The organism is Paraglaciecola aestuariivivens, from assembly GCF_052983255.1.
In genome coordinates this window covers 18,158-38,274 of record NZ_JBRKBA010000008.1, presented here as the reverse complement: position 1 = coordinate 38,274, position 20,117 = coordinate 18,158, and the positions used below count along the sequence as shown (strand labels likewise).

The following is a 20,117-nucleotide window of genomic DNA, read 5'->3' as shown; positions in this document are numbered from 1 at the left end:
TAATCTGTAGTTACACATTTTCAAAAAGCGCTTCGACTCGCTTACGGGTTTCTTCGATAGTGTTAATGTCGGCGGGGGCAATAAAAATAGTGTCATCGCCGGCTATAGTACCTAACACCCCATCTTTAATACCTAATGAATCAAGTAGCCTAGCTATTAGCTGGGCTGCGCCTGGACTAGTGCGAATGATCACCATTACATTGTTATGAACTATGTCTAATACTAATTGTTTTAACGGACTTTTTGCGGTTGGCATGCCAAGTTCTGGCGGCAAACAATAAACCATATCGCCCCGGGCATTGCGCGTACGTACTGCGCCAAACTTACTTAGCATTCGGGATACTTTAGACTGACTGATATTGTCAAACTGCTGTAACTTAAGCGCGTTAACAATATCACCCTGAGAACCAAAACTTTCCGTTTTTAAAATATCTTTAAATGCTTTAATTAATGCGTCTTGTTTTGGAGTGGCCATATTTTTGCGTGTTTAAGTTTGAATAGGGGTATTTTGCCGCATTGCCTGCAGTTAAGCAATTTACCCGCGCTAGAATGGCTAAGTTTGAATAGAAAATATATCTTAAAACTTAGCCGCCTATTAAAAAGTATCAGACCCTAGTATAATTCGGCGGTTGTAAATTTTTTAGACTATTACACCCCCTTAATTGTTGATTATAAAGCAGAAGCTTTTCACAGGAGAGAATCATGAAAATAGCCGTTTTAGGTGCAGCCGGTGGGATCGGTCAAGCGTTATCATTATTGTTAAAAACGCAATTACCTGCAGGTTCGGAGTTATCTTTGTATGACGTAGCGCCAGTGGTACCAGGGGTAGCAGTTGACCTAAGCCACATACCTACAGATGTTAAAGTGCAAGGTTATGGTAAAGATGATTTAGCCGATGCCTTAACAGGTTGTGACATTGTGCTTATCCCTGCTGGTGTGCCTCGTAAACCAGGTATGGATCGTTCTGACTTATTTAATATTAATGCTGGCATAGTGAAAAACCTAGTTGACGCCATTGCCGACAATTGCCCAGAAGCTTGTACTTGTATTATTACTAACCCAGTTAATACTACAGTCGCCATTGCTGCAGAAGCATTAAAAGCCAAAGGCGTGTACAACAAAAATAAATTGTTTGGTGTAACTACACTAGACGTTATTCGTGCTGAGACTTTTGTCGGTAACCTTAAAGGTCTTAACCCAGAAAACGTACATGTTCCTGTTATTGGTGGCCACTCTGGTACTACAATTTTGCCTTTATTGTCGCAAGTTGAAGGGGTTGAATTCACCGACGAAGAAATTGCCAGCTTAACCACTCGTATCCAAAATGCCGGTACCGAAGTAGTAGAAGCAAAAGCCGGTGGCGGATCAGCTACTTTGTCTATGGGTCAAGCAGCAGCACGTTTTTGTTTGTCTTTAGTAGACGCTATGCGTGGTGAAAATGTAGTGGAATATACCTATGTTGAAACCAACAGCGATGATGCAGCCTTTTTCTCTCACCCAGTTCGTTTAGGTAAAAATGGCGTAGAAGAAATTCTGCCATACGGTACTCTTAGCAAGTTTGAAGAAGATGCCAAAGATGCCATGTTAGACGGTTTACGTGGTGATATTAAAATGGGTGTTGACTTTGTAAATGGCTAGATATGCATTTGCGTATCTCGCTTTAAGCTTAAGTTAACCCCAAAGCCCCTTAATAGCATCTATTAAGGGGCTTTTTTTTTTCTTGTAGGATTTTATTAAGCTGCCGCTATTGGGCGATTAGGCACGGTTTTGTTGGTCTGAATTGGACGAGTAGGGCGCGCTTGTTTGGCAAACTCATTGGCCAATCGACTGCCTTTTTGTGGCTCGTTTAACTGAGTGTGCTGTAATCTAAGCTTAGGTAATTTAGCTTGAATACAATCACGAATATCTTGTGCCTTGTAGCCAGACCGTACTTTAATGCGTACATGTGGAATATGTGCAGCATCTAGCGCGCCACTGACAAAAAAGTCTCTTTGGCTTTTGTAGCCATCTTTGCCTGCACTGTGCACTAGATCAATGGCCATGACTGGCGACATATCTTTTTTAGAACACAGCACAAAGTCTAACCTTTTACTTCCAGCGCGGCTAACCGCACTTTTACTGGTTTTTTTGTCGGTACTTTGACGCACCATTAAAATGTCGCTCATACGTACTCGGCACATAATGCGAAATTCATTGCCTACAGCTTCTTCTATAAGGTTTAAAAAGGTACGTTCAACCGGTGTAAATAAATTGCCCCTCTTTTTAAAAGGAAAGGCTAAGCTGGGCTCATGTAGTTTCATTGCACCTACAGCCACTATTATCAATAACATCATTAATACAAATGCTAGTTCCATGTTCTCTCCAAATGCCAAAGTCATAAAATTGACAGGGGTTAATCTGCTATGAATAAAGCAAAAAAAGTGCCAATGGCAGTGAATAGAAGGGAATATCTAGAAAGTTTGATTAACTTAGTAAAGCAGGGACTGTTAGCTAGCAGATTTGATTAGCATATCAATTTGGCTGCCATGGCCATCTTTAGAAATAATCAGTACTTGTTGGCCTTGGTTGTATTGCATCACAATTCTTCCATGATAAGTTTCAACGCTATCAGCTTGGCCTAGCTGTTGAATAAAATAATCACGAGCTTGTTGTTGGTCGCCACCTACAAAGTAAGACATGCTGGCAGGCAGGGTATCAGCAAAAAGCTGACAAAATTTAGCCTCAGGATACAGAGGAATGTTGTAAAAGCTTTCAGGACACAACTCTACTGATTGGCTAATGGTAGGCTCGTTAGCTTGCGCTAAGGAAGGGCTTAACCAGCTGATAAATAATGCCGCAGTGAGAATTAATTTAAACAATTTACTGTCCAGTGAAAAACTTTTGTTTACTATAGAAGTTCAAACATCTAGCAGCAAGGTAAAACCTAGTGTTTTAGGTATATTAAGCTAAGAGTGGGTATGAATGATTAGACTATGTAACGACTACCTAAGACTCATATTTTTTTGTGGTGGTCTGCTTATGGGGATACAAATACCAGCATTTGTTGATCAATATGCGAAACGAGTAGACGCACAATTGAGTGAAGCTATGCTGATCTTCGCTGGGTTTCAGCAAACTGCCGAGCGTTATTTTAACGGTGACATGCAGGCCTTAATCTCTCATTATCAACAAAGTGATGATCAAGTATTTAAGCATGATGCGCAGAATATTGGCTTTATTAGGCACAGAGTAACCCGTCTAAAAACTGAAGCTGCGGCCATGCAACAATCGGCATTTTTGCGCGTTATGCATGTGCTTTTCACTCCTGACCCCAAAGTGCGGCAAGATACCTTTGAACATTATAGCTATGTGGTTTTATTAAATGCTCAAGCCTTTTTTTGGGGCTTAGGTATGGCTTTTATCTTGGCCGTTTTTATTGATCTTTTACAAGGTGTTTTGGGTAAAGGGTTAAAGCAAGTTAAGCTGCTTTTAGAAGCTAAAATTAATCATGAATAACTAAATTTCAACCCAAAATCCTAAGATGCCAGTTAGGCTAAAAACGAGAACACTATGACACTAAATTTAAAAATCGACATTGTTTCTGATGTCTCTTGCCCTTGGTGCATTATTGGCTATCAGGCATTAAATCAAGCGCTACTTAATTTAGCCCCTAAGATTCAGGCTATCATCACTTGGCAACCCTTTGAGCTTAACCCTCAGATGCCTAAAGAAGGGCAAGAAATTACCGAACATATCACTCAAAAATATGGCATTTCTGAGCAACAAGCCGAAGAGAATCGCGCCATGATCAAGCAACGAGGCTTGGCTGTAGGCTACGAGTTTGGCAATCGTGGCGGGGGGCGAATTTACAATACCTTTGATGCTCACCGATTATTGCATTGGGCAAAAGAGCAGGGCAAACAAACCGAACTAAAATTAGCGCTATTTGATTTGTATTTTAAACAAAGTGGCGATCCTAGCGATCACAAGCAACTGTTAGCAGTAGTGGAAAAACTAGGCTTAAATACACAGCTAGCTCAAGCAATTTTAGACTCAGACACTTACACCCATGAAGTGAGAAAACAACAACAAAAGTATCAAGCGGCAGGTATAAGTTCGGTACCCGCGGTGATCATCAACAACAAACACTTAATCAGTGGTGGACAACCTACTGATGTGTTTGAGCAAGCACTTAAACAAATTTCACAAGAATTAGCAGCACAATAAGTGCAAAAAATGAGCAGTTAGTCTAATTAGAGCGTATTGCTTTTTGTGTTATGTCTAGTCTATGGTGTTGAATATAATTAATACTTCTATGGATTAGATAATGCGCTTATACCTTATTTTACCTGTACTGATTGCTTTCAATAGCCTTGCTAGTGACTTTAACCTATCCGATTTAGAACAACGAATTGCTCAGGCTATCCCTGATGACGAGCCTGGTTGCTCTATTGGGGTGTATGAAAAAGGTCAGCCACTTTTGAACAAAGGTTTCGGCTTGGCCAACCTCGAACTCAAGGTGCCTATGGCTGATAACAATGTTCATCGTATGGGATCAGTATCGAAACAGTTTACCGCTATGGCTGTTAGGCTGCTTGAAGAACAAGGTAAAATCAGCCTTCAAGACGATATTCGAAAACATGTGTCTGGTTTGCCCGATTATGGTTATCCCATCACTATTAATAGCATCATTGCACATACCGCGGGTATGGGTGACTACGATATGATTTCTCTTGGAGGGGTATCATCTGAAGCTAAGCCTGCAAAAGGTTCACTCAACTTAAAAGCCGTGTCGGGCGTGCCTTTTAGAATTGGTAATGAAGATTACTTAAGTAACGCAGAATTTCACGCCTTAGTAAAAAAACTACCCCTTAGACATGCGCCAGATAAAAAGTGGGATTACAGCAATATGGGTTATGTATTGTTGGCCATACTTGTGGAAGAAGTAAGTGGACTGACATTACGAGAATTTAGCGATAAGCATATTTTTAAACCTTTAAATATGCACAATACGTTTTTTTCTGATGATGCTACTGAGATAGTGAAAAACCGAGCCTATGGCTATATGCAAGACGATGATGGCAAGTATGTGAACAATATGACAAATTTGTTTTGGGTGGGCGATGGTGGCTTGCACACTACCATTGAAGATATGCAAAAATGGTCTCAACACTTTTACCAGCCTAAGTTAGGCAAAGATCCACAAAGGTTTATGCAAGCCTTTATGCAAGCGAATAACCCTATCCCAGTCAATCCAGATAAAGGAGCCGATACATTTTATGCCAATGGACAGTTTGTAAAACAATCAGAAAATGGCTTAAAGGTCTCCCATGGTGGTGGCTGGTTAGGTGCTAGAATCGCTTACAGCCGATATCCCAAAGAGCAATTTATGAATCTTGTGATGTGCAGTAATGTGTCGATAGACGCTCAAAAAATAGCTAATAGCATTGAACAGTGGTATTTCCAACATTAGCCTAAGTTAATGGGGCTTATAGAGCCCCATTTGTGAGTTACACGCCCAAATAATCCATAATGCCTTCGGCAGCACAGCGACCTTCGTCTATGGCGGTCACCACTAGGTCTGAGCCGCGCACCATATCACCGCCAGAAAACACCTTAGGGTTAGAGGTTTGAAAGGCATACTTACCGTTTTTAGGTGCTCGTACTCGCCCTTGCTCGTCTAAAATTATGCCAAAATCAGCAAACCAATTGGCCGGACTAGGCTGGAAGCCAAAGGCAATGATAACCGCATCAGCTTCTAGTATATGTTCAGAGCCTTCAATCACTACAGGGCGACGACGGCCTTGAGCATCAGGTTGACCCATTTCGGTTTTCACCATTTTTACACCAATAGTTTTGCCATTTTGGTCAACAGCGATATCTAAAGGTTGCAAATTAAACTCAAAGGCAACGCCTTCTTCGCGAGCATTAACCACTTCGCGACGCGAGCCTGGCATGCTAGCCTCATCGCGTCTGTAGGCACAGGTCACACTCGTTGCCCCTTGGCGAACAGAAGTACGAACACAGTCCATAGTGGTATCGCCACCCCCTAATACCACCACTCTTTTACCTTGCATATCGATAAAGTCATTAGGATCTTTCTCTAATCCTATGTGGCGGTTAATGTTGGCAATTAAAAACGGCAGGGCTTCGTATACACCAGCGGCTGATTCGTGCTCAAATCCGCCTTGCATAGCTTTGTAGGTTCCCATACCTAAAAACACTGCGTCGTATTCATCTAACAAGGTTTGAAAGGCAATATCTTTGCCAATCTCAGTATTTAGTACAAACTCAATGCCCATATCAGTGAAAATTTCGTGACGTAAGTCCATCACTTCTTTTTCTAATTTAAAGGCAGGGATCCCAAAGGTTAATAAGCCACCGATTTTTTCGTATTTATCAAAAACAACAGGTTTAACCCCATTACGAACTAAAATATCTGCGCAACCTAAACCTGCCGGACCTGCGCCTACTATGGCCACTTTTTTATCGGTTTTGATCACATCCGACATATCAGGACGCCAACCTTGTTTAAAGGCCGTATCTGTAATGTATTTTTCAATGCTGCCTATGGTCACCGCCCCAAACTCATCATTTAGGGTACAGGCGCCTTCACAAAGTCTATCTTGTGGACAAACACGCCCACATACTTCAGGCAAGGTATTGGTTTTACTGGATAATTCAGCCGCTTCAAATATACGTCCTTCATTGGCCAAACTTAGCCATTGAGGAATATAGTTATGCACTGGGCATTTCCATTCACAATAAGGGTTACCACAGTCTAAACATCTATCTGCTTGCCCCGCGACTTGTGATTCGCTCATAGGCTGATAGATTTCGGCAAATTCCTCGCGTCGAATATGCGGCGGCTTTTTAGGCGGGTCGATACGCTCAACATCAACAAATTGATATACATTCTTAGCCATAATGCCCCCTACTGCACTTGCACACGTAGTTCGGCAGTAGACCGACTAATGTGACCAAGTAGATTTTTAACATCGCTGGTTTTGGGTTTAACCAGCCTAAATTTAGGTAAATACTCACTAAACTGACTTAATATGTCTAAGGCATGTTCGCTGCCTGTTTCTTCGTAATGCTGGTCGATTAGGCCACGCAAATGCTCAGTTAAAATAACCTTGTCATTTATGGGTAGCATTTCCACTAACTCTTTATTGATGCGTTGCTCAAGATCATCGTGCTCATCTAGTATGTAAGCAAAACCACCCGTCATACCTGCACCAAAGTTTACTCCTGTTCGACCTAGCACCGCGACTATCCCGCCTGTCATATATTCACAACCGTTGTCACCTATGCCTTCTACTACAGCTATGGCGCCCGAGTTACGTACTGCAAAGCGTTCACCTGCTATACCAGCGGCGAATAGTTTTCCGCCTGTTGCTCCATACAAACAAGTGTTTCCAGCTATCACACTATGATTAGTTTGATAACTTACGCCAACGGGTGGGTGAATAACTAACTTTCCATCAGTCATACCTTTGCCAACATAATCATTGGCATCGCCTATTAAGCGCATTTCTAAACCACCGGCATTCCAAACCCCAAAACTTTGACCAGCAGTACCAGTAAAGTTTAATTTAATGGGAAATTCATCCATGCCTTTGTTGCCATGATGTTTAGCTATTAAGCCAGAAATGATGGCGCCAACAGAGCGATCCGTATTGCGTATCTTGTAGTTAAACTCACCGCCTTTTTTATGGATCACAGCTTGGCTAAGATCGGTTAATAATTGTTGGTTTAAATCGCCTTTATCTGCTGGGGCATTAGCGGTTTCACTGCAAAACATTCTGGTATGCACGCCAGCTTCTGGTTTAGCTAAAATGGCAGACAAATCTAGTTTAGTTTGCTTAGCCGTAACCCCATTTAATACCTCTAACAGATCAGTGCGACCTATTAAATCGTCTAACTTACTCACGCCCATAGCGGCCATGATTTCGCGCACTTCTTGGGCAATAAACTTAAAGTAGTTCATGACCATTTCTGGCAAGCCAATGAAATAATTGTCTCTTAGGTTTTCGTCTTGAGTGGCAATACCTGTTGCACAGTTATTCAGGTGGCAAATACGCAAGTATTTACAACCTAAGGCCACCATAGGGCCAGTGCCAAAGCCAAAGCTTTCAGCTCCTAAAATGGCCGCTTTGATCACATCTAATCCGGTTTTTAAGCCACCATCAGTTTGAACTCTTACCTTATGACGCAGGCCATTGCTGACTAAAGCTTGTTGAGTTTCGGCTAAGCCTAATTCCCAAGGGCTGCCGGCATACTTAACTGAAGTTAAAGGACTAGCGCCGGTGCCACCGTCATAGCCCGAAATAGTAATTAAATCGGCATAGGCTTTTGCTACCCCACAGGCAATGGTGCCCACTCCAGGCTCAGACACTAACTTAACTGAAATTAACGCATCGGGATTGACTTGTTTTAAGTCAAAAATAAGCTGAGCTAAATCTTCAATTGAATAAATATCATGATGTGGAGGAGGCGAGATTAAAGTGACGCCAGGTACAGAGTGACGTAATTCGGCAATATATTGGTTAACCTTATCACCAGGTAATTGACCGCCTTCGCCTGGCTTAGCGCCTTGGGCGACTTTAATTTGTAAAATTTTGGCATTAACCAAATAATGCGGAGTCACCCCAAAACGCCCAGAGGCAATTTGTTTAATGTTGGAGTTACGTTCGTTGCCAAAACGCTTAGGATCTTCGCCCCCTTCACCTGAGTTTGAATTTCCGCCTAAGCGGTTCATGGCAATAGCCAGCGCTTCATGTGCTTCTGGACTCAGTGCCCCAATCGACATAGCGGCAGTATCAAATCGAGGATATAAGTTTTCAGCAGGTTCAACTTGCGCGATATCGATAGGCGAAGTTTGTGGTGATAAGCTTAATAAATCTCGTAAACAGGCCACAGGGCGCTCGTTTACTAAAGCGCTAAACTTTTGATAATCTTGATAGTTGCCAGTGACCACAGCTTTTTGCAGGCTAGTGACTACATCTGGATTGTAAGAATGGTATTCACCACCATGCACGTATTTTAATAAGCCACCGTGATCAATCTTTTTGCGTTTTAACCAAGCAACGCGGTTAAGGTTAATTTGATCTTGTTGAAAATCGTCAAAATCAGCCCCTTGAATTCGACTTGGTACCCCTTTAAAGCATAAATCCATAACAGCTTGATTGATGCCTACAGCTTCAAACAATTTAGAGCTGCGATAGCTGGCTATAGTAGAGATACCCATTTTCGACATGATTTTGTACAGGCCTTTGTTAATACCTTTACGGTAATTCACTATGGCTTGCATAGGGCTAATATCTAAATGCCCAGACTCACACATTTGTTCAATAATTTCGTAGGCTAAAAACGGATAGATAGCCGTGGCGCCTAACCCAATCAAAACTGCAAATTGGTGAGAATCTCGCACTGAGGCCGTTTCAACCACTATGTTGGCATCACAACGTAAGCCTTTTTCTACTAAGCGCCTTTGAACCGCCCCCACAGCCATGGCGGCGGGAATAGGAATACGGTTAGCCTTTATGGCGCGATCACTTAAAATAACGAAGGCTGCACGCTTATGTGAAACTAAGTGTTCAACTTCGTCGCACACTCTAACTATGGCCGATTTTAAGCCTTCTTCAGGTGGATAATTTAAGTCTACAAACTCGGCATAATAATGCTCAGGATCATAGTTACGTAGCTGTTTTAGATCTGTGTACACCATAATAGGCGAATCAAATAACACTCTGTCTGCATAACCAGAGGCTTCGCTAAACACAGATTTTTCTCGACCTATACAGGTGGCTAACGACATCACGTGATTTTCACGTAAAGGATCGATAGGTGGGTTGGTCACTTGAGCAAACTGCTGACGGAAGTAATCATAAATGGTGCGATTTTGGCTAGATAGCACTGCCATTGGGGTATCGTCACCCATAGAGCCCGTAGCTTCTTGTCCGTCTTTTGCTAATACTTTTACCACTTGATCTAACTCTTCGTAGCTGTAATTAAACTGCTTGAAGTAAGTATTCATCATTTGGTCGTCAAATAAGCGTTTGCCAATTTCTGGTGCATCGCATTGCTCAAGTGGAGTTAAGCGTCTGATGCTTTTGTCTAACCAAGCTTTATACGGATGACGGTTTTTTAAATCGTCGTCAATTTCGTTAGAACGCCAGATTTTTCCAGTTTGGGTATCTACCGCTAACATTTCTCCCGGTGCAACGCGGCCTTTTTCTATTACATCTTTGGCATCGTAATCCCATATGCCAACTTCTGACGCTAAGGTAATTAAGCCATCTTTAGTTAGTACATAACGAGCCGGGCGTAAACCATTACGATCTAGGTTACAGGCCGCATGCCTACCATTGGTTAATACTATGCCCGCAGGGCCATCCCAAGGCTCCATATGCATAGAGTTGAATTCGTAAAAGGCCTTAAGGTCTTCATCCATGGTGTTATTATTTTGATAGGCGGGCGGCACTAATAAACGCATAGCCCGGAACAAGTCCATGCCACCGGCTAAAAATAATTCCAACATGTTATCTAATGAAGAAGAGTCTGAGCCTTCTTCATTAACAAAAGGGGCAGCGTCGGCTAAATCGGGCAATAAAGGCGTTTTAAATTTGCCTGTTCTGGCTTTAGCCCAATCACGATTTCCGCGTATGGTATTGATTTCACCATTGTGTGCCAAAAATCTGAAGGGTTGCGCGAGTGGCCAACGTGGCAGGGTGTTAGTAGAAAAGCGCTGGTGGAATACACAGATCGCAGATTTCATTTGTTGATCGGCTAAATCTAAATAGAATTTAGGTAGGTCACCAGCCATAACTAGGCCTTTGTACACAGTGACTAAGCTAGACAAACTGGCAATATAAAATTCTTGGTCGCTAATGAGGCGTTTTTCTGCACGTCTGCGCGCCATAAATAAGCGGCGTTCCAGATCTTGAGGTCGCCATCCTGCAGGCCCATTAACAAAGACTTGTTCAATTTGTGGAACACAGGATTTGGCTAAATCACCTAAAATGGATTCATCTGTAGGTACTACTCGCCAACCCACTACTGCTAGGGTTTCTTGCTCTAGTTCTTCGGTCAGTATTTGCCTTGCGGTGTGTGCCAGTGCAGTATCTTGATTAAGAAATACCATGCCCACGCCGTAGTTTTTGCTTAGCTTCCAGCCTTTTTGCTCGGCAATGGCAGTAAAAAACTCATCGGGTTTTTGCATCAACAAACCGCAACCATCTCCGGTTTTTCCGTCGGCGGCGATCCCACCTCTGTGTTGCATGCGGTCAAGCCCACTGATTGCAGTGCTAACCAAATGATGACTAGGTTCACCATGGGTATGGGCTATTAAGCCAAATCCGCAGTTATCCTTAGAGTCGTTGGGATGATATAAACTCATTACTTTACACTCCTTCGCACTTCGACTGGTCAGGGTATTTCATGATCTAGCTGCTAATTATACATCTTACCTGCAGGGTAATTGGTCATGCTGACTTAGCCTGCTTTTAGGTGGTCATTAATAATGAGGATACCAGTCGAGTACCGAATATTTATACTAAGCAGGTCAAACAAAATAGCGAGGTTCTTTTTATAAATCAATTCACTTATTTATTGGTGAGTCATAATTTTCATGAAAAGCCCTGGGTTTTATAATTTATTTGTTATTTTTCATGGATTTAGTTTGTTTTTATGGCTTTGTTATATGCTATATAAAAAAGCTAGTATTTAGGTTTTATTGTAATAATTTAGTTAATTTGAAGGATGGATTTAGTTAAAATCCAGCAGTTCTTAGTGAATTTATATGCGAATAAAATGAATAAATTATTTTGAATTGAGATTTAGTCTAAAGTTTGTGTTTAGTGATGATTTGCTCGGCGAGTTATTCTTGTTAGCATGGCGGTCAAATTTGACCCACACTTTTGCTTTTGAGATCCCATTTTATGACTAAGAAAACTTCTGTAGACCCCTGGGCGATCCGCTTTGCTCAATTTATTAGTCGATTTGGGGCGTTGCGAGTTAGCATCTTTTTTGTATTTTTAAGTTTACTTTTTACCTTTATTGGCACCTATATATTGCGCAAGTTTGTCAGCGACAGTGCGCAAATCGAAGATTTTATTAGTGCCATTATTCTTACACTTTTGAGTGCCCCTTGGGTGTTGTGGTTATTTAGTGAGTTGGTTAAGCAACTTGAGCGTTCACGCGCAAACCTAGCAGAAGTGGTCACCCAACTTGAGCGTTTACGTAAAGAAGACGAAGAGCGTAACCATACGCTGCAACACAATATTCAACAATTAAATTTAGAAATTGAAAAGCGTCAAAAGGCCCAGTTAGAAAGAGAAAAGGTTTTGACTGAATTGGAGCGCCAAATCGCTAAAAAGTCTGATCAAGAGCAACAAGCTTCGCGTTTATCTACCTTACTGCGCTCCATCATAGATGCCTCACCTGACTTAATTTATTACCGAAATGAAGAAGGGCAATTTGCTGGCTGCAATAGAGTTGCAGAAAAAATGACAGGTAAAACCGAACAAGAATTAATAGGTTTAACCCCACATGAAGTTTACGACGAAGAATTGGCCAATCAAGTGGTGGCCAGTGATCACGAAGTATTAGAAAACAATGTCAGTATTACAGAAGAAATGTGGATCAAATTCGCAGATGGGCAACCTAGGCGATATTTTGAAATGCGTAAAGTGCCGTTTTTTAGCGCCGATGGTACACGATTAGGTTTGCTGGCTTTTGGTCGAGACATAACTGAGCGTAAGCAAGCCGAAAATGCGGTAACTAAAGCCAGTAAAGATAAAACTGCTTTTATTGCCACCATCAGCCATGAATTACGTACGCCACTTAATGGCATAGTTGGGCTGAGTAGAATGTTGCGGGATACTGAACTAACCAGCGAACAATTTGCCTGGGTCAGCACCATCTATGCTAGTGGCATTACCTTAGGCAATATCTTTAATGACATTATTGATTTAGATAGGCTTGATCGCGATAGGCTAGAGCTTTCATTAAAAACCGTTTCAATTCAAGATTTTACTCAAGAGCTTGGGAGCATAATCGAATTATTAGCCAATGATAAAGATTTGGCTTTTAAAGCAAAAGTGCACGAACCCGTACCGGCTTTAGTGGAAGTAGATGGAACTCGTCTACGTCAGATTTTGTGGAACCTGCTATTTAATGCGGTGAAATTTACCCAAAAGGGCTCAGTGAGTTTAGATGTAAGAGCCAAACAACTGGACTCTGATACCAGTTTAGTGACCTTTAAAGTTAGTGATACTGGGGTAGGGATCCCCGAGCAAGATTTAGATAAAATTTTTGCCATGTACTATCAAGTTGATTCACCAGAGCATCAAAGTGCCACAGGCACTGGCATAGGCTTAGCTATATGTCAGCAAATGGTGTCTTTGATGAAAGGTAAAATTAGTGTCAACAGTGTACAGGGTGAAGGTACCTGTTTTACTGTTGAGTTGCCTTTAGCTATCAGTAAAGGCCCTATTCAGGTTGAAGAATTAAAAGTCACGGGTTTACAGATATTATTGGTTGAAGATATCGAGCTAAATGTGATGGTGGCCAAAGCTCTATTAGAAAAGTTAGGTCAGCATGTTGATGTGGCCATGACAGGTAATGAAGCGCTAAACAAAGCAAGAGATAAACAATACGACTTAATTTTATTAGACATTCAATTGCCTGACATGAATGGCTTTGAGGTGGCCTCTACCTTGCACCAAGAGTCATTAGTTGAACAAACTAGCATTGTGGCGTTAACGGCCAACGTGATAAAAACCCGTCAAGAATATCTTAACAACGGCATGGATGACGTTATAGCTAAGCCTGTTAAAAAGAGTCGAATTATTGAAGTGTTTAACAGCCTATTCTGTGAACAGCCAAGCAAACCTCATGTGGCAGTAGAAGAGCCAATTCAAGATCAACTTAATAGCATTTTAGATTTAGAGTTACTGCAAATGCTGGTTGATACCATAGGGCATGAAATGGTGCGAACTAGTGTGAATGTATTCCAAGAGAACATGCCTGAATACCTGAATATTTTGCAATTGAGTTTAAGTGCAGATGAAAAAGACGAAGTCTGCTCTCAAGCGCATAAAATCAAAGGGGCAGCAGGCTCGGTTGGCTTATCTCGCGTGCAAAGAATTGCTAATGAAATACAACAAGGTGATCACCCCGCCTGGTGGCAAAATGTGCATGACTGGGTAGAACAGCTTAATCAAGCAGCTCAGCAAGATATGCAAAAACTAGTTAATTGGTTGAGCCAGCAAGATGTAGATGATTAGATGTAGTGAGTTAAATTGCTTAATCTAAGCGTTAGGGCAAGGGTTATTCTAGGCTGCTTTGGCTTTTAGCTAAAATCACCAGCAAGATCCCACCTAGTATAATGATGGCTGAAATACTTAGGTGGAGGCTGATGGCTTCACCCACTAACAATACCCCGCCTAACGCTGCCCAAATGGGTACAGAAAGTTGACTGACAGCGGCAACCGAAGGTTTGAGTTGTGGCAAAACTAAATACCATATGGCGTAACCCAAACCCGAAGCTAATGCTCCTGAGCTCAAGCTATAGATCCAGCCGTTTAAGGATATATTCCAATCAGACACAAAATAAGACAGCACCAACATGAGGCCAACCATAGGTAGTAAGCGAATAAAGTTACCAGCTGTACTTAATAAAGCCTGACTCGACTGCGCGCCTATTAAGCTATAGGCCCCCCAAGCAATGCCGGCCATTATCATCAACAAACAAGCTAAAAAGTTTGGGCTATCTAATTCAGGATAAACAAAATAAATAAAACCTATTGCTGAAATAATAATGCCCAGGTGTTCCTGCAGGCGCATTTTCTTGCCCGCCAGCCAACTCATAATCAACATAGTAAATTGCACACTGGCGAATAAAATAAGCGCGCCTGTTGCTGTGTTTAGCTGGATATAGGCATAAGAAAAAGCTAAGGCGTAGACCAAGAGAGCCAACGCCCCCTTATTACTGCCTTGTTGCCAAATGCTGGGCAAAATTTTGGGGTATTTAAACCACACTAAACAACCTAAAGTGATAGCCCCTGAGGCTAACCTAATGGCGGTAAAGTCTATGGGGTTTAGTTTTTCAGCATCCAGTGCCAGTCGGCACAAAATGGAGTTTGCCGCAAAAGCGATAAGGGATAACAGCGTGAGTAGGAAAATTTGGATTTGCTTGGCCTAAAGTTACATTAACAACCAAGTAGCAGTGCCCAAAAAGGCAAAGATACCTACTACATCAGTGATGGTGGTGAGTATCACACTGCCAGCCAAAGCTGGGTCAATTTTAAGCTTACGCATAATAATAGGTAAGCTAGCGCCGGCTAACCCTGCAGCAATCATATTGACTAGCATGGCAAAGGCAATTACCAAACCAAGCATGAGGTCTTGTTTCCAAAATGCGATGACAGATGCAATCAATACAGCCCAAATCACACCATTTAAAAAGCCTATAGCTAGCTCTTTGGTAATTAACCATCTGGCATTGGCCGAACTAACATGACCTAAGGCCATACCACGAATAACTAAGGTAAGGGTTTGGTTGCCCGCGACTCCGCCCATACTCGGCACTATGGTATTTAAAATGGCTAATACCGCCAATTGACTCAGGGTGGCTTCAAATAAATCACTTACCGCCGCGGCCATCAAAGCTGTGAGTAAGTTAACACCTAACCATATTGAGCGGCGCTGGGTACTTTTTACTACAGGGGCAAAGGTATCTTCTTCGTCATCTAAACCGGCCATACTCATCATAGAGTGTTCGGCGTCTTCACGAATAATGTCTACCACGTCATCTATGGTAATACGCCCTAGTAACTGATTGTTTTCATCAACCACCGGAGCCGACAACCAATTGTAGCGTTCAAATAAACTGGCCACTTCGTCGTCCATCATAGTCGCGGGAATAGCTTCAGAGTTTTTAATTAATGACTCAACAGGGGTGTCGGGAGCTGCGGTAATGAGTTGAGTAAGGGCCACACCGCCCATAAGTTTGTCGTCGCGGTCTACTACGTACAAAGTATCGGTATGTTCTGGCATATCGCCTTTGAGGCGCAAATAACGCAGAATCACATCAACATTAATACCTGGCCTTAGGGTTATGGCGTCGGTATTCATAATAAAGCCGGCGGTTTCTTCGCCATATGACAAACCCAGTTCTGCTCTAAGTCTGTCTTGCTCGTCCATGGCTGCAAGTAAATCTTGGGCAACTTCTTGGGGCAGGCCACGCAAGGTATCAACTAAGTTATCGGTGTCCATTTCCTCTAGGGCATCGGTAACTTTTTCAGGTAGCATATTTTTGATGATGCCGTTTCGCACATCATCAGATAATTCTTCGAGTACATCACTGTAAAGATCGGGCTCAATCAGTTGCCAGATATCTAAACGGTTTCGACTTCGACTAGATTCAAGCAATAAGGCTACATCACAAGGTGGAACTTCTTGTAATAAGGCTTTAGCCAGCACAGTTTCGCCTTGATTTAAGGCTTCATTAATTGCATGAAGTTGGCTGTTGCTGTGTTGTGCTTCGAAGGTTTCTGGCATGCTGATTAACTACTATTACTCGTTGATAACTAAAAAGTTGTGTAACAGATTGATTTTGCTTTAGTAGTTTAATCTAAGGCACTGAAATGGTCAGCACTTATTTGTCTATCTTTTACATTCTTTAGTTATTAGCAGGGGGGCAATGTTTGAACAGCTTATTCTTGTTCGTTAAATTTAGTGGCAATAAGGGTTTCTACTGCGTCGAGGGCAGCTTGCGCATCTGCCCCTTCGCTCACTACTTTAACTTCTTTACCTTGATGGCTTTCTAACATCATTAGGCCTAAAACACTGTTTGCTGAAGCTTGTTTGTCGCCTTGATATAAGGTGATTTGAGCGTCAAATTTATTGGTCAATTGAACTAATTGAGTTGCCGCTCGGGCGTGCAGGCCTAGCTTATTGACTATCAAAAGCGTTTTTTCAAATTTAGGCATGAGTTACCTATTTAATTCGCGATGACGTATTTGCACATCGGGATGCGAATCGCTAAAGCTTTTGGCTAAGGTTTCGGCTACATAAACTGAGCGATGTTGGCCGCCTGTACAACCTATGGCAATAGTCACATAACTGCGATTATTACGTTCTAAGTGGGGTAACCAGGTAGATATAAGGTTTTGAATTTGCCAAATAAATTTGGTTACTATGGGTTGTGAGCCTAAAAAGTTTTGCACAGGCGCATCTAAGCCTGTGAGGTGTTTTAGGTCTGGCTCCCAATGTGGATTGGGTAAAAAGCGCCCATCAAATACGTAATCCGCATCTTTAGGTATTCCATGCTTAAAACCAAAAGATTCAAATACCAAAACTAAACGAGAGCTTTTTTTGCCTAATATGCGCTCTCGCACTAATTCGGCTAATTGGTGAACGCTGAGTTGGTCTGTATCTAAGTATAAATCAGCGCGTTCTGCTATAGGGGCCAAAAGTTGGCTTTCAGCATGGATAGCCGCAGATAGTGACTTATTTTGTTTAGATAAAGGATGTAAACGTCGGGTTTCACTAAAGCGTTTAATTAATATGTCATCGCTGGCATCTAAATAGAGTATGGTCATAGTCCAAGTCGATGGCAGGTAATCAAGAATTTCCACTAACTCGTTGGGGTTTTTGGGTAAGTTTCGAACGTCTATGCTGACCGCAACCTGATCGTACTCGTCTACCACTGTATGGGTTAATGTTGGCAATAAATTAACTGGGATGTTGTCTACGCAGTAGTAACCTAAATCTTCTAGTGAGCGCAATACAATGGATTTACCTGAACCAGAACGCCCACTAATAATGATTAATTTCATTTAAATGATAGCCTCAAATAATTCTTGATCGGTTTTTGCCTTACGCATTTTATCTAAGGTCACTTTATTATTTAGCTTAAACGCAATGGCAGACAAAGTGCCTAAATGTTCTGAGGCTTTATTTTCGGGTACTAAAATCGCAAAAAAGACATCTACGGGAGCATTGTCTATAGCGTCGAAATCAATCCCATGCTCAGTGGTTACCACTATAGCTAGCACTTTTTCTAAATCGCGTAAACGCCCATGAGGTAGCGCAATACCATTGCCAATACCCGTACTGCCCATTTTTTCGCGGCATATCAAACTGGCTAAAATAGTGGCTTGATCTATGTCAATCAAATGCTGGTTGGCAATTTGACTAATCAATTCGAGCACTTTCTTTTTGCTGCTACCTTGAACTGCACATATAGTGCAGTCAGGGTGCAGAATATCTTTTATTTCCATTGCGATTCTAATGGTTGGGGGTTAATGGCGTTTAACTTTTTCCTTGTGCTTTATCACTTGTCGGTCAAGTTTATCGATTAAAGCATCAATGGCGGCATACATATCGGTATGTTCGGATGTGGCAAAAACTTCAGTGCCGCTAAGGTGTAATGTGGCTTCGGCTTTTTGATTCAACTTTTCTACATTTAAAATGACATAAACATTGTTAATGGCATCGTAGTGTCGTTCTAATTTAGTAAATTTTGTGTCTACGTAGTCTCTTAAAGAATCTGTAATATCTACATGATGACCGGTCAGGTTAATTTGCATATCGCCTTCTCCTTCTTCAATCCGCCTATAGTAGGCTCTTACGTTGGTTTGACGGTGGGATCATTAAAGACTCCCGATATTTTGCTATTGTACGCCGTGCCACTTTAATGCCTTGGTCGGCTAACAATTGGGCAATCTTACTATCACTTAATGGTTTACTTGGTTTTTCGGCTGCTACCAGCTTTTTAATTAAAGCTCGAATAGCAGTAGACGAACATTCGCCTCCAGTTTCAGTGGCAACATGACTAGAGAAGAAATATTTTAGTTCAAAAATCCCTCTAGGTGTGTGCATATACTTCTGGGTTGTTACTCGGCTGATTGTAGACTCATGCATATCTACCATTTCAGCCACATCATTGAGTACCATAGGCTTCATCATTTCTGGCCCATGTTCAAAAAAGCCCATTTGTTGTTGCACTATGCAGTTTGACACTTTTAATAAGGTTTCGTTTCGACTTTCGACACTTTTTATAAACCACTTAGCTTCTTGTAAATGCGAACGAATAAACTGGCTGTCAGAGGCGTTTTTTAAGCCCTTGCTCATAGCCGCATATTGTTGGTTTACATTGAGCTTGGGTAAGCTGTCGGGGTTAAGCTCTACTGTCCAGCGGCCATTCTTTTTAGACACAGACACATCTGGGATCACGTATTCAGATTCACCCGTGACTATAGCTGTGCCAGGTCTAGGGTTAAGGCTTTGCAGTAAACGCATAACTTCGCGTAACTCGTCTTCTTTTAGACGAGTTTTGCGCATTAAGGTACGGTAGTCTTTACTGCCAATTAAATCGCAATATTCAGTGATTAACATCTTGGCTTCTTCTAACCAAGGGGTATCGGGAGCAAATTGTTTAAGTTGAATTAATAAACACTCTTGGGCACTGCGAGCGCCAGAGCCAACAGGATCAAACATTTGAATGCGCTTGAGCACCACTTCTACTTCATCTAACTCTATTTCTTCATCATCCATGCTAGCCAGCACTTCTTCGGTACTGATAGTTAAGTAACCAGCTTCGTCAATAGAGTCAATAATAGCCATAGCAATGGCGGCGTCTGTTTCGCTAAAATGGGTGAGACGCATCTGCCATAATAAATGGTCTTGAATATTGTCTGTGGTTTCACCCTGAAAAACTTGGTCGTCATCGCCTGCTGAGCCGGCGCTGGTCATAGATGAAGGCGCAGAAGAGGCACTCAGATATTCATCCCAAGTGCTGTCTAGAGGTAAATCTTCGGGAATATCGTTATTTTGCAGGGCATCACCGGTTTCAACGCTGTCGGCGCTGACTTCTTTTTGTGAATTGCTCTCGTCTTTTGCATCGGCGCTGTGATTGGTTTCTAGGGCTTTTTCGTCACTAGCATTGTCTTGCTGCTCATCTATTTCTAACAATGGATTAGAATCAAGGGCCTCTTGAATTTCAGTTTGTAAATCCAAGGTTGATAACTGCAACAGCTTAATCGCCTGTTGCAGCTGCGGAGTCATAGTGAGTTGTTGGCTAAATTTTAACTGTAAAGAGGGTTTCATTTACTTCTTATGCTTAGTCT

General features: G+C 41.9%; 17 protein-coding genes. 5 read left to right on the top strand and 12 right to left on the bottom strand.

Going from position 1 to position 20,117, the window contains the following annotated elements; all coding sequences use genetic code 11:
• Positions 1-10 precede the first annotated feature (10 nt).
• On the bottom strand, positions 11-475 hold the full coding sequence (gene argR, locus ACVCDT_RS12525; RefSeq protein WP_447133125.1) for a transcriptional regulator ArgR: 465 nt from the start codon (positions 473-475) through the stop codon (positions 11-13).
• A 227-nt stretch (positions 476-702) separates the two neighbouring features.
• Between argR and mdh the strand changes: the two genes are divergently transcribed.
• Positions 703-1,638 carry a malate dehydrogenase gene (mdh, locus tag ACVCDT_RS12520; RefSeq protein ID WP_447133124.1) on the top strand — a complete coding sequence of 312 codons (936 nt, stop codon included), beginning with the start codon at positions 703-705 and terminating at the stop codon, positions 1,636-1,638.
• A 95-nt stretch (positions 1,639-1,733) separates the two neighbouring features.
• On the opposite strand, the gene ACVCDT_RS12515 is transcribed toward mdh, so the two are convergent.
• Together ACVCDT_RS12515 and ACVCDT_RS12510 are read right to left on the bottom strand one after the other, a co-directional pair.
• The gene (locus ACVCDT_RS12515) at positions 1,734-2,354 is read right to left on the bottom strand and encodes a DUF2726 domain-containing protein (RefSeq protein WP_447133123.1); all 621 of its coding nucleotides are present in this window, start codon (positions 2,352-2,354) and stop codon (positions 1,734-1,736) included.
• A gap of 132 nt (positions 2,355-2,486) precedes the next feature.
• Positions 2,487-2,858: a hypothetical protein gene (locus tag ACVCDT_RS12510; RefSeq protein ID WP_447133122.1), complete on the bottom strand. Its 372-nt coding sequence runs from the start codon at positions 2,856-2,858 to the stop codon at positions 2,487-2,489.
• A gap of 103 nt (positions 2,859-2,961) precedes the next feature.
• Between ACVCDT_RS12510 and ACVCDT_RS12505 the strand changes: the two genes are divergently transcribed.
• The 3 genes from ACVCDT_RS12505 to ACVCDT_RS12495 all read left to right on the top strand — a co-directional run bounded on the left by ACVCDT_RS12505 (position 2,962) and on the right by ACVCDT_RS12495 (position 5,452).
• Positions 2,962-3,495 carry a DUF2937 family protein gene (locus tag ACVCDT_RS12505; protein WP_447133121.1) on the top strand — a complete coding sequence of 178 codons (534 nt, stop codon included), beginning with the start codon at positions 2,962-2,964 and terminating at the stop codon, positions 3,493-3,495.
• A 54-nt stretch (positions 3,496-3,549) separates the two neighbouring features.
• Positions 3,550-4,206: a DsbA family oxidoreductase gene (locus ACVCDT_RS12500; protein WP_447133120.1), complete on the top strand. Its 657-nt coding sequence runs from the start codon at positions 3,550-3,552 to the stop codon at positions 4,204-4,206.
• 100 nt (positions 4,207-4,306) lie between these two features.
• Positions 4,307-5,452: a serine hydrolase domain-containing protein gene (locus tag ACVCDT_RS12495; RefSeq protein ID WP_447133119.1), complete on the top strand. Its 1,146-nt coding sequence runs from the start codon at positions 4,307-4,309 to the stop codon at positions 5,450-5,452.
• 37 nt (positions 5,453-5,489) lie between these two features.
• Here the strand turns inward: ACVCDT_RS12495 and ACVCDT_RS12490 are convergent, their stop codons facing one another.
• Entirely contained in the window at positions 5,490-6,905 is a 1,416-nt protein-coding gene (locus ACVCDT_RS12490) for a glutamate synthase small subunit GltD family protein (RefSeq protein ID WP_447133118.1), read from the bottom strand.
• A gap of 8 nt (positions 6,906-6,913) precedes the next feature.
• On the bottom strand, positions 6,914-11,380 hold the full coding sequence (gene gltB / locus ACVCDT_RS12485; protein ID WP_447133117.1) for a glutamate synthase large subunit: 4,467 nt from the start codon (positions 11,378-11,380) through the stop codon (positions 6,914-6,916).
• 541 nt (positions 11,381-11,921) lie between these two features.
• Here gltB and arcB point away from each other — a divergent pair.
• Positions 11,922-14,270 (top strand): aerobic respiration two-component sensor histidine kinase ArcB, encoded by a 2,349-nt coding sequence (gene arcB / locus ACVCDT_RS12480; RefSeq protein ID WP_447133116.1) that lies wholly within the window; start codon positions 11,922-11,924, stop codon positions 14,268-14,270.
• 43 nt (positions 14,271-14,313) lie between these two features.
• Here arcB and ACVCDT_RS12475 read toward each other — a convergent pair whose 3' ends face one another.
• The 7 genes from ACVCDT_RS12475 to ACVCDT_RS12445 all read right to left on the bottom strand — a co-directional run bounded on the left by ACVCDT_RS12475 (position 14,314) and on the right by ACVCDT_RS12445 (position 20,097).
• Complete coding sequence (locus tag ACVCDT_RS12475; protein ID WP_447133226.1) at positions 14,314-15,153, bottom strand: DMT family transporter; 840 nt, start codon at positions 15,151-15,153, stop codon at positions 14,314-14,316.
• Positions 15,154-15,189: 36 nt separating this feature from the next.
• Positions 15,190-16,545 carry a magnesium transporter gene (gene mgtE, locus ACVCDT_RS12470; protein ID WP_447133115.1) on the bottom strand — a complete coding sequence of 452 codons (1,356 nt, stop codon included), beginning with the start codon at positions 16,543-16,545 and terminating at the stop codon, positions 15,190-15,192.
• 155 nt (positions 16,546-16,700) lie between these two features.
• A complete protein-coding gene (locus tag ACVCDT_RS12465; protein WP_447133114.1) occupies positions 16,701-16,976 on the bottom strand; it encodes an HPr family phosphocarrier protein in 276 nt (91 codons plus the stop codon).
• 3 nt (positions 16,977-16,979) lie between these two features.
• Complete coding sequence (rapZ, locus tag ACVCDT_RS12460) at positions 16,980-17,825, bottom strand: RNase adapter RapZ (protein ID WP_447133113.1); 846 nt, start codon at positions 17,823-17,825, stop codon at positions 16,980-16,982.
• Positions 17,826-18,269: a PTS IIA-like nitrogen regulatory protein PtsN gene (gene ptsN, locus ACVCDT_RS12455; RefSeq protein WP_447133112.1), complete on the bottom strand. Its 444-nt coding sequence runs from the start codon at positions 18,267-18,269 to the stop codon at positions 17,826-17,828.
• Positions 18,270-18,290: 21 nt separating this feature from the next.
• Positions 18,291-18,578, bottom strand: a complete 288-nt coding sequence (hpf, locus tag ACVCDT_RS12450) for a ribosome hibernation promoting factor (RefSeq protein WP_447133111.1) — start codon at positions 18,576-18,578, stop codon at positions 18,291-18,293.
• Between the two features lie 25 nt (positions 18,579-18,603).
• On the bottom strand, positions 18,604-20,097 hold the full coding sequence (locus ACVCDT_RS12445) for an RNA polymerase factor sigma-54 (protein WP_447133110.1): 1,494 nt from the start codon (positions 20,095-20,097) through the stop codon (positions 18,604-18,606).
• Positions 20,098-20,117: the final 20 nt, after the last annotated feature.

What these genes read in the sequence shown, in the direction of transcription:
- ACVCDT_RS12490 (WP_447133118.1), bottom strand. Translation starts at nt 6,905, where the DNA reads ATGGCTAAGAATGTATATCAATTTGTTGATGTTGAGCGTATCGACCCG.
- ACVCDT_RS12500 (WP_447133120.1), top strand. Translation starts at nt 3,550, where the DNA reads ATGACACTAAATTTAAAAATCGACATTGTTTCTGATGTCTCTTGCCCT.
- mdh (WP_447133124.1), top strand. Translation starts at nt 703, where the DNA reads ATGAAAATAGCCGTTTTAGGTGCAGCCGGTGGGATCGGTCAAGCGTTA.
- rapZ (WP_447133113.1), bottom strand. Translation starts at nt 17,825, where the DNA reads ATGAAATTAATCATTATTAGTGGGCGTTCTGGTTCAGGTAAATCCATT.
- hpf (WP_447133111.1), bottom strand. Translation starts at nt 18,578, where the DNA reads ATGCAAATTAACCTGACCGGTCATCATGTAGATATTACAGATTCTTTA.
- gltB (WP_447133117.1), bottom strand. Translation starts at nt 11,380, where the DNA reads ATGAGTTTATATCATCCCAACGACTCTAAGGATAACTGCGGATTTGGC.
- ACVCDT_RS12445 (WP_447133110.1), bottom strand. Translation starts at nt 20,097, where the DNA reads ATGAAACCCTCTTTACAGTTAAAATTTAGCCAACAACTCACTATGACT.
- ACVCDT_RS12465 (WP_447133114.1), bottom strand. Translation starts at nt 16,976, where the DNA reads ATGCCTAAATTTGAAAAAACGCTTTTGATAGTCAATAAGCTAGGCCTG.
- ACVCDT_RS12515 (WP_447133123.1), bottom strand. Translation starts at nt 2,354, where the DNA reads ATGGAACTAGCATTTGTATTAATGATGTTATTGATAATAGTGGCTGTA.
- arcB (WP_447133116.1), top strand. Translation starts at nt 11,922, where the DNA reads ATGACTAAGAAAACTTCTGTAGACCCCTGGGCGATCCGCTTTGCTCAA.
- argR (WP_447133125.1), bottom strand. Translation starts at nt 475, where the DNA reads ATGGCCACTCCAAAACAAGACGCATTAATTAAAGCATTTAAAGATATT.
- ACVCDT_RS12505 (WP_447133121.1), top strand. Translation starts at nt 2,962, where the DNA reads ATGATTAGACTATGTAACGACTACCTAAGACTCATATTTTTTTGTGGT.
- mgtE (WP_447133115.1), bottom strand. Translation starts at nt 16,545, where the DNA reads ATGCCAGAAACCTTCGAAGCACAACACAGCAACAGCCAACTTCATGCA.
- ptsN (WP_447133112.1), bottom strand. Translation starts at nt 18,269, where the DNA reads ATGGAAATAAAAGATATTCTGCACCCTGACTGCACTATATGTGCAGTT.
- ACVCDT_RS12495 (WP_447133119.1), top strand. Translation starts at nt 4,307, where the DNA reads ATGCGCTTATACCTTATTTTACCTGTACTGATTGCTTTCAATAGCCTT.